An 11,901-nucleotide genomic window follows, 5' to 3' on the forward strand; every position below is an offset into this window, starting at 1 on the left:
AAGAAAAAATATGAGTTTGGAAAAACAAGTAATGGAACAAATGAAAGTCGCTATGAAGTCTAAGAATACGGTTGCTTTAACGGCTTTGAGGTCTTTGAAGTCAGCCTTTTTATTGGCTAAAACAGAAGCAGGGGCAAGCGAAGAGCTTAGTGAAGAGCAAGAATTGAAAATTGTTCAGAAACAGGTAAAGCAGCGTAAAGATAGTGCGGCTTTATTTTTAGAGCAGAAGAGGCAAGATTTGGCTGAGCCAGAATTGGCTGAAGTAGCTGTTTTAGAGCAGTTCTTACCAGAAGCTTTAGGAGAGGATGAAATTGAAAAAGTGGTAAAAGAAACTATTACAGAAGAGGGGGCATTAGGGATGAAAGACATGGGAAAAGTCATGGGGATAGTATCTAAAAAGTTAGCAGGACAAGCAGAAGGAAAAGTGATTTCTAAAATTGTAAAGAAAAATTTAATATAAATAAGAATGGCTGCGTAGTTCAACTGGATAGAATATCAGATTTCGGCTCTGAGGGTTGGGGGTTCGAATCCCTTCGCGGTCACTGTCTAAGTGCTCTAAATGCTTGAAATACAGCGTTTAGGGTTTTTTTTATATTGCTATTATTCCGAAATGATTCCTAAAATACAGTTAAGTTTTGAATTTTAGCCTTTTTTTACAACTGAACTATAAAGTAAAAAACCTCACTTAAAAAGTGAGGTTTAAATATTGTTTAAATGTAATTTAATTTTTAACGGGGTTTTGTTTTATATACTCTTTGTATTTGTCAAAGTACCCACACTCTAATATAAAAAAATAGGCTTGATTCTTACAACTCATTTCAACGTTAAATAGCTTTTGATACTGTTTTAACTGTATTTGTAATTTTTCAGTTAATTGTATTTGTTGACTTAATAAATTTTGTTCTTTGTGTAATCCTTTGTGCTTACTCATAATAATTGCTTTTTAGGAATAAAAAAGCCCGTTACGGTTTAGGTGTCCTATACTGCAATTAAGAGTATTGCGGGGCTTTCGCACACCGCCACCATACCGCACGGGCAAAATGCTTGTTTCTTAATTTCATATTAATTGCTTTTAGGAGCGGCGTCTCCACAAATAAAAAACCTCATCGGGTTAGGATGAGGTTAAAATAATACCTTTTCACTATGATAAATTAATATTTTATAACTATAAAATACCATCTTACAACATACTTACTGGGTTTTATTCGAAAATATGTTAATTATATTAACACACAATTAACGTAAAATTGCTATAAACAAGCTTTAAAACCCCGTTTTTGTGTTTTGATAGTTTTATAATTTAAAAAGATTGCTAATACTAGCCAAAAACAACAAAAACCCTGTATATTTAACCTAGGCTATTCCGTATTTTATTTTGTTTCTATTATTTCAATATCTTCAAAAACTGGTAACAAGTTTTTTGCTACTTCCAAAACATTTGTAACATTATAAGAGTTTGATCCTATCAATATATCATTTTCATGATCGTTTAACTCATTTACAAATAATTCTTTTCTTGCACTTATTGAAGATTGGCAAACGCTTATTAAATCGTAAACCGTATTTAAACACTCTTTCCAACTTTTAAACTCTACTTTTGGTAATTCTACCGCTTTTAACTCTTTGGTACTCATATTCTTTGATTTTAGGATAATATAAAGCCCGTACAGCTTAGGCGTCCTACACTCAAAGAAGCGTTGCGATTGTTTCCAATACCGCCACCATACCACACGGGCAAAAGTCTTTTTTATTGTCATTATTCTTTGATTTAGGAGCTGTAAAGGTAGGTAAAATAAAAAATACCTCCGTTAAGAAGTGCTAAAACATAATAAAAAAGTAATTTATTTATACTAAACAGACTTTTAAATAGTAGTTTTAAGCAACTTTTGAAGCATATAGGTAACAATGTATGTTTGTATGGTAATAATGCCATTACAAAAAAGTAGTTAACTAGTAATAAATAGTAATTAATGTACTTTTTATATTTTCTATGAAAACCAACCAAAAAACTCCATACGCCTTATTTTTATTGGGTTTTTTAGCTAAAATATATTAGTTATGTATTGTACTTTTCTTTTTAAGCCCCATATCTTGGGTTTTTTTAAACTTTTTATTAAATTCATTTTTTCCAATACCTCCCAAGGCATCGGTAACAGAATTAAAGCCTAAGGACAAAGCAAAATTATATTTTTGTGTGTAAGTATCTTCAAATTTTATATTTTCTCTTTGCCGTGTTATTACGTCTTTTTGTCTGCAATATGCAGCACAATATTTAGCTCCTCTCTTTTTGTGTGAAATATCTGTGCTACACACTTTACAAAGTCGCTTTTTTCCCATTTCTCAAATTTTTATCATTAATCAATTTTATTAGTTTTCTAGCCCTGTAACTCGTTAGCTTTATCGGTGGGGCTTTTTTTCGGTATTCGGTTACTAATACTTTTTGTACTGAACGCACCCAATCGCTCGTTGTTGCTATTTCGTGTTGGTGCAAAGTATCGGTATAAATACCGTCACTGGCTTTATATGAAATCATAATCCATATTTTGCCTTTATCAATTAGCAAAATTAATTTTTCGAGGTTTTTTATTTCGGCATATCTTTTTTGTTGCCTTTTTTTAGTTCTCATTTTTCCGTTGTGGTTGTTATTACATTTCTTATTACAATATTTAGCTCCTCTCTTTTTGTGTGAAATATCTGTGCTACACACTTTGCAAACTCCTTTTTTAGTGGTTATAATTGGTAATAAAATCAGCCCTCTTTTTGGGGTGGTTTTCGGTAAAATATTTATTGTTTTTTTTAGGGTGGTTTTGTCCACCTTATACCCGTCTATACTAACGGGTAAAAGGTGGACACTTTGTGTCTGTTGAATCTTCTTTTTAGGGTGGGTAAAAGGTGGACACTTTTCTGCTGTCAATTCGTTCCACTTATTCAAAATAATAATACTAATATCTTTTTGAGTTGTTGAACCGTATAAACTCATTAATTCATTAAATCTTTTCTTTATCCTTGTTCGCTGTCTTTTTCCTAATTCAACCCAGTGGCGAGGTGCTGCACTATATACAATACGCCTCCGTTCTTGTTCGTTCTTTAAATGTTTTATATTTATACTTTTATCGTAGTATATAACATTATCCCACCTATTTACAATTTCTTGTATTAATGGTTTTACCTTTCTTAATTCCGTTAAGTCTGACACCGCTACGATATTGTATTTCTTTAAATCGTGCATTTTATTATAATGCATTTCTATTCTCAATAAATCAGAAACATTTTTTAACCTACTTTGTTTTCCTTTATCGTAAATTTTTAGTCTATGTTTTTCAGCTACAATTTGTTTACCAATACTATTTTTATCTTCTGATAATGTTTTGAAAAAGAAAGTTTTAAAAGCTACTAAGTTTTTTAACAGTTCCGTTACGGTTAAAGGTATTTTAACATTTACGCCAAATTCTAAATTATGTATTGTTGAAGTATTAGGGTTTATATAAAATCTATTCTCTAATTCTTTTATTGTTTCGGTTAAATCATAAAAAGTAAAATTATTATAATTATGTTTTCCTTTATTCCAGTATTTATGTAACGATCCAGTAATTTGCAAACGCACAATATTTGTATGTGTATTATCTTTATAAAAAATTGTAAATGTTAAACCTTGGTATTTTGCTATAAGTTTATTTTTTGATATTTCGCCAGTACTATAATACACATCAATAGTAAATTTTAAATACGGGTTATTTAGCCACTTTTCAGCAACCGTACTACTTACATATATTTTAACACCATCAACCAATTAAAACTATCTTACAGCTTTTAATTCATCAACCAACAAAGACAAAGTATTTTCTAAATTGACGTGTATAATATTAAAACCCTCTTTTAAACTCATGTATTCTAATACTGACAATTTACAAGCGTTTCGCGCATTACTAACAAAAAGATAACACGCTAAAATATCTTTGTTTTTTAGCTCCTTTTTAGGTTTTGGATAACTACCAAGTACATCAATAATATTTTGTAGCGTGCCTTTTTGCTCTTTAGGCTTTAGGTTTTCTATTCCTGCCAACAAGTCTAAACAATCAGTTATAATTCCCTTTATCATTGTTACCCCTATTTAGCATTCACAACCTGTAACGCCTCTATTATTTCACTTTCTTTATATCTTATTTTATTACCTATTCTATACGCTTTAATTGTACCCTTTTTAGTCCAATTCCATAAGGTAACTAAACTTACTTGCAAAATTTCCGCGGTTTGCTTTCGTGTTAAAAGTTTATCCTTTTTTGGAGGCTCTGAACTTCTTTTTATCAATATAAGTTCCGTGTGTAATTTTTGAAATTGCGTTAGTAGGTCTGCTGCTTCAATCCCCTCAATTTGTGTTATTTTCAATTTTTCTAATTTTAAGTTATTTTAATCAAATTGATACATTTTTTAAGAATATGATAATACCCAAAAAACTGTATTTTATTAACCTTAACTTAAAGGTAGTCGATTATTTACTAAAAACAAATAGCAAAATTTACGCTTTTTAAAATCTCGTATCAAAATTGTGTTTTCAAATTAAAAAGTACATTTTCTTAAAACAAAAAGTACATTTTTAGTTTAGGGGGACACTTAAAAAAACACAAAAAACTAAAAATCAAAATATTAACAAAAATACAGTATAAAAAAAATGTACTTTTTATTTCAAGAAAAAACAACCCTAAAACACTAACAAACAACAACTTAAACGCTTAAACAACAATTAAAAACCAATAGAATCATCAAAGCAACCAAAAAAAAAGCCTGAAACCCTTATTAATAAAGGTTAAATTCAAATTATCACACAAGAAAATTGATTTTTTTTACTAAAAAAACAAGATTACAAACAACTCAAAAACAAATAGTTAAAAACTTAAACACTATTTAAACGCTATTTAAACGCTATTTAAAAATTATTGCTTTTTTCACAATTAGGGACTCAATCTAATATTTAAAAAAAAATAAAAAAAAATTTAGTTTGCCTACTTTCAACTTAGCAATTCTTATTTAACCTATCAAAGAAAAGCTTTTATAAGCTTCAAAAACAAAAAAAATATAAAATGTTAAATTATGCTAAATTAATACGAATATAATAAAACCACTTAATCAATGTAAACCCATTTTAAATAAAAAAAACCTAATAATTTAATATTAGACTTTCTATTTAATTGATATTTAAAACTGTTTTAATTACGATTTGCGCTTAATCCTTTTACGATTACATACACCCCAAACGGGACAGACACAAAAATACTTAGCAGATAATAAAAACCTAAAACGCCATAAATTAAAAAGATCCCTAAAAATACTTTTATTTTTTGCATTGTACATTATTTAGCTATTCGCATAGGCACTTTTTCAGTTCCTTTGTTTTCTTTTTCTTGCTGCTTATAATATTCTTGTAAATTTTCAGCGTGTTGCTTAGGTGTTATTTTTATATATTTTAAAAACTCCTTTTCTGTACGATGCCCAGTTATTCCCATTATAGTGCTATTACTTATTTTCCCATACAAATTAGAAGCAAAAGAACGCCTGCAAGTGTGCGAGGTTATCAACTCGCATTTAGGAAACTTGCCAAACTCTTTACGTTTTGTTTGTGGATTCTGTTTGCCACCCTCAACAATTTGCGTTATACCTACTTTTAAACATATTTCTTTAATGTAATCGTTAAATCGTTGATCTGATATAGAACGCGGGAATTTACCGCTATTTTGAACTAAAATTATTTTTATTTGCGGGTGCAATGGTATAACTATGGTAGCCCCTGTCTTTTGGGTTTTTATGGTTATCATATTGCCGTTAATATTGCTTTTATCCAGTCGCATAATATCCGAAACCCTTAAACCTGTGCGAGCCCCAATAACTAACAAATTACGCGCATTTAGCAAACGTAAATCACCGTTAAAGTTATAACTAAATATTTTATTTATTTCGTCATCTGTCAAATAAACATCTTTTGTTTCGTTGGTCATCGTTTTAAAGTCCGATAAATCAATATTACAAAAGCCCCTTTTGTTAGCATCTTTTAGCCACGTTTTAAGCCCTTGTATTTTTGTTCCTGTGGTATTCTGTGTATAGCCCTGTACATTGATACAGAAATTTACAAACTCTTTGTAAAAATTGTAGCCTATTCCTTTAAGTTGTATTTGTTCGTTTTTATGCTTTTCAAAGGCAATCAAAGTGTTTAAAATACTTTTGTTTTTTCGCTTTGTTCCGTCTGTAATCGGTTGCCCTGTTTGCTTATTTAGGGTTTCCGTGGCTATATGATACTTTACAAAATCAATTAAGTATTTTTTGTATTGTTCGCTATCTTCTACACGATTAAAGAACTTGTTTACATTGTCTTTTAGCCAATCTTTACCAAAATGGTTGTCGTTTGATATTGTATAGTTATAGCAGTCCGTTAGGTATTCGCTTAATTGAGCTAATTTTTTATTTATTGCTATACGGTTTTGTATCGTGCTTTTATTCTTTACTTTTTGATAGGTGTTTGAAAAATCGCCCTTTTTTACCTTAAAACCTGTTGAGGTACTTTGGTCTAGTTTTTTACTTATCCACACACGGACGTAAATTTTTTGGCTTTTATAATTTTCCCTAACGTAAAACTTAACTTTCATAACACACCATTTGCAATATTGCTAAAATATATATTATTCCGAATTAATTCCGAAAAAAAGTTAATTTATCCGTATTCTAATTAATTTGTGTTAATGTTTTTATTGTGGTTGGTTTTAGTTAAATGATTAACTTAGTTGGTTTTAGTAAGGTTTTAGTAAGGTTTTTGATTTGTGTGAATTAAGTAGGTTTTGTTTCCTTCGCAGTCACTTTTTTATACCCTCTTAATTAAATTTAAGAGAAGTCTTCTTTTTCCTTTAAAAAATAGAAACTCACTCATTTTTATAATAATAATTCTTATACGACGTTTAAGGATTTAGTGAAATTTAATTTTTAAAGCTTTTATAAGCGGTATTAAGAGTTGAATAATTTACTTTCTTTTTTCTAATAAGAATCAGTTCGAGTGGCTTCTCTATTTTTGATATAGAAAGATCGCCTTGGTAGTTTCGCGATATTTAGTATTCTATTAAATTCACTCGAAGCTGATTATTTAAAATACTTTATTAAAAAAGATTAGTTTAAATCTCTTAAAATTAGTTAATAGAGGTTACTTATATATATATCCGTTTTTATTTGAGTAAAATTTTTGTTTTTTTATTTCTTTAGCTATAGAATTTAGAAATAATTCAAGAAAGTTATCTTGGAATTAGAACGTATATATTAAAATATTAAGAGGTCATTTAAAATTATTTTAAATGACCTCTTTTGAGTTTTTGTATAAAAAAAATTATTTTATTTCAGAGAACCTTTTGTCAATAGCAGCTTGTAATTCATTAGGATAAATTAATGAAGGGAATTTTTTATTATAAGGGAAGTGCTCTACATAGTAAGTATTGCCTGAGCTATGTTTTAATTCATAGGTGAATTCTTCATTATTTATCTTAATTACCTTTCTTTCATTAGTGTAATTAAAATTAGTGTCAAAAAGCCTTCTGTATTCCTCATTTGACTTTTTAAATATTTCAAATTTTCCATAGTTTGCTGTTAAATTATCACTTATTGTATCAGCAAATTTACCTGTGATGTAGTCAACAGGTACAAAAATAAATTTTCCATTTTTGTATTGAGCAGAACTTATCGTTCCTCTAGAGATGATACTATCTGATATATAGTTGATAGAAGTATCTATTTGTCCATTGCTAACTTTATAAATGGCTGTGGTGATCCATGGCGAGAATTTTTCTAATTTTTCAGCTGTTGGAAGCGGAGGTGTAGTAGGGGCTGCGTCCTCTGATGAGCAAGAAATAAAAGAAATTGTACTAAGCGCTATAAAAGCTAGTTTAATGATGATTTTTTTCATGATAAATGGTTTTTAATGAGGTTTTTACATCAAATTTTATGCCATTAAAAAGAATCAATATATTTAAAAAAATAGGAGGTTGTGTATTTTATTTATACTTATTTTGCTTTATGAAACATATTTATGCTATAAAATTTAGTCTTTACTTCGTTAGTATGCTTACTTTTCTTATAAAATACATAGAGTATATATATGTTTATATATTCCATAAACCCATTTTTATTCATTTGTATTTTAGGCTTAGAAAATTATCAAAACAGCAAAAAGAAATATTGATAAATAAGTTCGGGTTTTATAATAGATTATCAGAAGAGCACAAGGTGTATTTTGAACATAGATTGTCCACCTTTATAAGGAGAAAGAAATTTATAGGGAGAGATGGATTTATAGTAACAAATGAGGTAAAAATACTTGTAGGAGGAGTTTATGTAATGTTAACTTTTGGACTGAGGAAGTATTTAATAGATGTATTTGATAAAATCATTATATATCCGTCTGCTTATTATTCTGTAATAAATAATCATTGGCATAAAGGAGAGTTTAACTACCGCTTTAAAGCGATAGTTTTTTCTTGGGAGGATTTTGTTGAAGGGATGCAAATTGAACATGATAATTTTCACTTAGGAATTCACGAATTTATGCACGCTTTAAGTTTTTATGGAAAAAAATCTAATGATTATAGTGCAAAGGTTTTCTTCGAAATGCATGAAGATATTACAAGCATCTTACACAATCCAGAGAATATATTAGATATAAAAAAGGCAAATTACTTTAGGGCTTATGCGTATACTAATAAATTGGAGTTTATGGCTGTTGTTATGGAATATTTTTTTGAATCTCCTGATGAACTTAAAGCGCATTTTCCAGTGCTGTATCAAAAAATAGTAAAAATGTTGAACTATAAGTTTTAAGATTATTTTGGAGTAGGTTCGTTATTGTTGCTTTTTACTTTACTCATAAAAATAGAAGCTATGGCCACTAGCATCAGCCCTGTAAAAGCGCTTCCTAATATTTCATGATTTTCTTTGATTAAGGTGTAAGAAAGAAACATACCTCCTGCTAATAGAAAAAAAGAAAGTATTAATCCCAAGTAATTAATCCATCTTAGCCCATTTTCATTTTTTTCTACTAGGTTGAATTTTTTATTGAATGTTTTGTGTCTGAACTCTTGTTCCTTTTCTGCTCTTGATTTTAGCCAATTTATTATTTCTGGATCAATTTGAGATAGCTTTTCTATTTCAGAAGCATCTGGTAGTAAGCTATCGTCAAAAGTTTCTTCTATCAAATGATCTTTTCTCCCGTCTCCTTGAGTTACTTGAGCTTTTCTTTTTTGTTTTGCCATTAATTAGGAGCTTCTTTTTTTTAGTTCTTTTTCAGCCTTTTTAGTATCTTTTAAAAAGATATTAATATCTTTTCGTAAAAGAATTTTATCGTGGTGTGGGGCTGGTATATCAGATATATCCAACATTTCGCATCGCATTTTTTCAATATTTTTACTGGAATGATGATAACTGCCTGTAAACATATCAGTGATATCTGATAAAAGATTTAAAAACTTTTCTGAGTTACTCACAATTTTAAAATATAGTGTCATGATTCATGAATGCAAAGTTAACTAATTAATATTTAAAGAAGTCTTAATCAAGCGTTAAGATTAAATAAATACGTTTATTTAAAATAAATAGACGTTATAGGATCTAATCTCAACAAGTTACAAAAAAAGTTTGGTTTGTATGAGGAATTGCTCTCTTATTTTATATTTTTTATAAATATCAAAACAACAGCTCGCTCTGCACTTAAGTTAAGCTTAAAAAAAGTTATATAACATGATTAAAATCAGTTTTTCTATTCTTGAAAATTAGGAAATTTGCTATAGAATTTTAACCTAAAAGACTCCTAATATTATGAAAAAAAGGATACCGATATCAGTAATTATGACCAAAGATGTAGTAACATTAAATACTACAGATGATTTAATGACGGCGGAAAAGCTATTTAAAGAAAATAGCATACGTCATATACCCGTTGTTAGAGGAAGTGAAATTATAGGAATGCTTAGCTACACAGATTTATTGAGAATTAGCTTTGCAGATGCTATTGACGAAAATGAAGCAGATGTAGATACGGTAGTGTACAATATGTTTACGATTGAGCAGGTTATGGCTAAAAATTTAGTGACAATAAATTCAAATGCAACGATAAAAGAAGTAGCTGAAATTTTATCTAAAAAAGAATTCCATGCGCTTCCTGTAGTAGATGATTCCAAATTAGTAGGAATTGTGACTACTACTGATTTGATATATTATCTGCTAGAGCAATTTTAATTTTTTACCCCCATTTTTTATATTATCTTAATTACTTAAACTAGAAATGATTTTTTATCATTTCTAGTTTTTTATGAAGAGTTATTGATCAACAGTTGGCTTATCAATAACTTTTATAGGTTTTCTATTCATTTTAGAAAATTGCAAGTTTTGAATAATTGTTTTAGAATGAAATTCTATTTTAGAGACTACTCTTGGTTTTGCTATAGAATGATCTTTTACTTCTTAAAGAAGTGACTCGGTAGGTGTGGTTTGGGTAAGAGCTTGTTAATCGGTTTTTAGTTTTGCGGTAAAATTGAATTTCAATTTTTTGAGGAATTTTACATCCTATTAGAAGAATATAATATTATTAGATATCGTTCTTAATGATGTCATAAGTATATATAAAGAAGGTAGTAAGAACTAACGAGATATTAAAAAAGCTACTTCTAGTAAAGTCTTTAATAAATAGTCAAAAATGTGAAATTATTTCTAAAGCTTTATGATTGCTATAAATTAGGAATAATCACGCAAAATTTCGACGACTCCATTCTATATTGTATTATCATTTCATCCTTATTATACAACCAAGTTATTGTAAAATGACAGTACCATTGCACTTTTAAAGTAATGGTACTGTCTATAAATTTATTAATACTCTTTATTTAAAAAAGTCCTTCTATTTTATTAGTGAAAATATCTAATGAAAATCTTAGATTAACGCAAGGACTAATTAATGTTGTAACTTAATGTCTGAGAATTTATATAAAAAATACTGCGATTATATCGTTTTTAAATGATATCTTTTATATAGTATCATAACCGTTTGAATTCTATTAAGTGACGGTATGAAAATTATTAGTCAAGTATCGTTAAAAGTCAAATTGGTATCCTATACTTAATTGAAAAACTTGGTTTAAAAGTAAGTTTTCAACATTTGTGTCTTGGAATCCATTCCCCGTGTCAACATTTCTTCCATATAAATCAGCAAGCCCTTGTTTGTAACGTAGATCAACAGTCATACCGAAAGGAAAATCATATCCAATTCCCCCCATGATAGCAAAATCGAAACCATCAGGTTTTGGAGTGATATTCTTATGATTTACTAAAAAGTCTAAAACAGGAGCTACCTGTAGGTTAAATTTACTTTTAGCTATATAAAATTTATTATTAATAACAAGCGATAAATAATTAACTTTAATCTTAGAAGAATTAGCTCCAATAGCTAATTTTCCTCCTTGTTCAGAGTATAAAATCTCAGGGTGTAAGGTATAGGTATCTGTAAATTTAAAAGAAACGGAAGTACCAGCATGAAAAGAAGTCGAACTACTTTTATTTCCACCAGAAAGTCTCTCTAAGTTTGTAATGGTTGAATTATTTAACCCAATTTTTATACCAGGTTTAATCTTCACTTGAGCGTTAATTATAAGTAAAGAAAACATAGCAAGCGCTGTTAATGCGAATTTTTTCATGATTACTTTTTGTTTAAAATTTTCGCCAAATGTAGGCTATTATTATATAAAAAAAACTTAATTTTTTGAAAAGGATTTTATAATTAAACTAAAAGAGTTTTTTTTAAATCTTAATGTAAGCTAGTTGGGTAGTAATAGGTGTATTTTTGTGTTAAATAAGAACATTTTTAGCTACTTCTTAGTTTCTTATTTT

General features: G+C 28.7%; 14 protein-coding genes and 1 tRNA gene. 4 read left to right on the forward strand and 11 right to left on the reverse strand.

Annotation, left to right across the window (positions count from 1 at the left end; all coding sequences use genetic code 11):
• Positions 1–10 precede the first annotated feature (10 nt).
• Both MARIT_RS02655 and MARIT_RS02660 read left to right on the forward strand, forming a co-directional pair.
• On the forward strand, positions 11–460 hold the full coding sequence (locus MARIT_RS02655) for a GatB/YqeY domain-containing protein (protein ID WP_024741335.1): 450 nt from the start codon (positions 11–13) through the stop codon (positions 458–460).
• An 8-nt stretch (positions 461–468) separates the two neighbouring features.
• Positions 469–542, forward strand: a tRNA-Arg gene (locus MARIT_RS02660).
• Positions 543–721: 179 nt separating this feature from the next.
• Here the strand turns inward: MARIT_RS02660 and MARIT_RS02665 are convergent.
• From MARIT_RS02665 to MARIT_RS02700, 8 genes are all read right to left on the reverse strand, one after another.
• Positions 722–931, reverse strand: a complete 210-nt coding sequence (locus MARIT_RS02665) for a hypothetical protein (RefSeq protein ID WP_100210680.1) — start codon at positions 929–931, stop codon at positions 722–724.
• Positions 932–1,370: 439 nt separating this feature from the next.
• Positions 1,371–1,634: a hypothetical protein gene (locus MARIT_RS02670; RefSeq protein WP_100210681.1), complete on the reverse strand. Its 264-nt coding sequence runs from the start codon at positions 1,632–1,634 to the stop codon at positions 1,371–1,373.
• 418 nt (positions 1,635–2,052) lie between these two features.
• On the reverse strand, positions 2,053–2,337 hold the full coding sequence (locus MARIT_RS02675; protein WP_100210682.1) for a hypothetical protein: 285 nt from the start codon (positions 2,335–2,337) through the stop codon (positions 2,053–2,055).
• Positions 2,315–3,790, reverse strand: coding sequence for a hypothetical protein (locus tag MARIT_RS02680; protein WP_100210683.1), 1,476 nt, complete (start codon positions 3,788–3,790; stop codon positions 2,315–2,317). The genes MARIT_RS02675 and MARIT_RS02680 overlap by 23 nt, the downstream gene beginning before the upstream one ends.
• Positions 3,791–3,796: 6 nt before the next feature.
• Complete coding sequence (locus tag MARIT_RS02685; protein WP_159242863.1) at positions 3,797–4,063, reverse strand: hypothetical protein; 267 nt, start codon at positions 4,061–4,063, stop codon at positions 3,797–3,799.
• 44 nt (positions 4,064–4,107) lie between these two features.
• Positions 4,108–4,386: a helix-turn-helix domain-containing protein gene (locus MARIT_RS02690; RefSeq protein ID WP_100210685.1), complete on the reverse strand. Its 279-nt coding sequence runs from the start codon at positions 4,384–4,386 to the stop codon at positions 4,108–4,110.
• Between the two features lie 962 nt (positions 4,387–5,348).
• Positions 5,349–6,635, reverse strand: a complete 1,287-nt coding sequence (locus MARIT_RS02695; RefSeq protein WP_100210686.1) for a tyrosine-type recombinase/integrase — start codon at positions 6,633–6,635, stop codon at positions 5,349–5,351.
• A gap of 725 nt (positions 6,636–7,360) precedes the next feature.
• Positions 7,361–7,933, reverse strand: coding sequence for a hypothetical protein (locus MARIT_RS02700; protein WP_100210687.1), 573 nt, complete (start codon positions 7,931–7,933; stop codon positions 7,361–7,363).
• A gap of 155 nt (positions 7,934–8,088) precedes the next feature.
• Here MARIT_RS02700 and MARIT_RS02705 point away from each other — a divergent pair, with 155 nt between their 5' ends.
• Positions 8,089–8,844: a zinc-dependent peptidase gene (locus tag MARIT_RS02705; RefSeq protein WP_262509613.1), complete on the forward strand. Its 756-nt coding sequence runs from the start codon at positions 8,089–8,091 to the stop codon at positions 8,842–8,844.
• A gap of 2 nt (positions 8,845–8,846) precedes the next feature.
• Here MARIT_RS02705 and MARIT_RS02710 read toward each other — a convergent pair whose 3' ends face one another.
• Both MARIT_RS02710 and MARIT_RS02715 read right to left on the reverse strand, forming a co-directional pair.
• On the reverse strand, positions 8,847–9,275 hold the full coding sequence (locus MARIT_RS02710; protein WP_024741332.1) for a hypothetical protein: 429 nt from the start codon (positions 9,273–9,275) through the stop codon (positions 8,847–8,849).
• Positions 9,276–9,278: 3 nt separating this feature from the next.
• The gene (locus MARIT_RS02715) at positions 9,279–9,506 is read right to left on the reverse strand and encodes a hypothetical protein (RefSeq protein WP_136437531.1); all 228 of its coding nucleotides are present in this window, start codon (positions 9,504–9,506) and stop codon (positions 9,279–9,281) included.
• Positions 9,507–9,837: 331 nt separating this feature from the next.
• On the opposite strand from MARIT_RS02715, the gene MARIT_RS02720 reads away from it, so the two are divergent.
• On the forward strand, positions 9,838–10,257 hold the full coding sequence (locus MARIT_RS02720; protein WP_024741330.1) for a CBS domain-containing protein: 420 nt from the start codon (positions 9,838–9,840) through the stop codon (positions 10,255–10,257).
• A gap of 851 nt (positions 10,258–11,108) precedes the next feature.
• Here MARIT_RS02720 and MARIT_RS02725 read toward each other — a convergent pair.
• Positions 11,109–11,708 (reverse strand): outer membrane beta-barrel protein, encoded by a 600-nt coding sequence (locus MARIT_RS02725; RefSeq protein ID WP_100210690.1) that lies wholly within the window; start codon positions 11,706–11,708, stop codon positions 11,109–11,111.
• Positions 11,709–11,901: the final 193 nt, after the last annotated feature.

This window comes from Tenacibaculum maritimum NCIMB 2154 (assembly GCF_900119795.1).
Lineage (GTDB): Bacteria > Bacteroidota > Bacteroidia > Flavobacteriales > Flavobacteriaceae > Polaribacter > Polaribacter maritimus.